Here is a 610-nt window from a genome sequence, read left to right on the forward strand (position 1 = left end):
GCCGCCGTCGTCGCCGTCGTAGTAGTGGTAGACGAGCACGTCGCGGCCGCGGTCGCGCATGACGCTCTGGCCGCCGGGGCCGACGAAGCGGCCGTGGGTCTCCAGGAGCAGGGTGCCGCCGCCGGTCATCATCGGCTGCCCGTCGCGGCCGGTGTACGGGCCGGTCGGGCTGGTCGAGCGGCCGACCTTGATCTTGTAAGTGCTGTCCAGGCCCGCGCAGCAGCGGTCGTAGGAGGCGAACAGGTAGTAGTAGCCGCCGCGCTCGACGATGTCCGGCGCCTCGACCGCGTACGGCGCGTCGGGGCGGGTCGCGAGGTGGTACAGGGTGCGGTCCTTCTCGTGCCGCAGCCCGGTACGGGGGTCGAGGCGGATCATGCGGATGCCGGTCCAGTACGAGCCGAAGCTCAGCCACCAGCGGCCCTCGCGGTCGACCAGCAGGTTGGGGTCGATGGCGTTGTGGTCCATGCCGAGCTCGGTGGCGTACACGATGCCGCGGTCGGTCCAGCTTCCCGGGCGGCCGGTGCGGCTGGTGGCCAGGCCGATGGCCGAGTGGTTGCTGCCGAAGCTGGAGACGGCGTAGTACATCAGGTATTTCCCGCGTACGGGGCGT

The 610-nt window shown here is 71.0% G+C and carries 1 protein-coding gene; it reads right to left on the reverse strand.

Going from position 1 to position 610, the window contains the following annotated elements; all coding sequences use genetic code 11:
• A partial coding sequence (locus ABD732_RS18570; protein ID WP_344786300.1) for an arabinan endo-1,5-alpha-L-arabinosidase occupies positions 1 to 610 on the reverse strand: 610 nt, incomplete at both ends.

This window comes from Gordonia caeni (assembly GCF_039537105.1).
In the GTDB taxonomy this organism is placed as follows: domain Bacteria; phylum Actinomycetota; class Actinomycetes; order Mycobacteriales; family Mycobacteriaceae; genus Gordonia; species Gordonia caeni.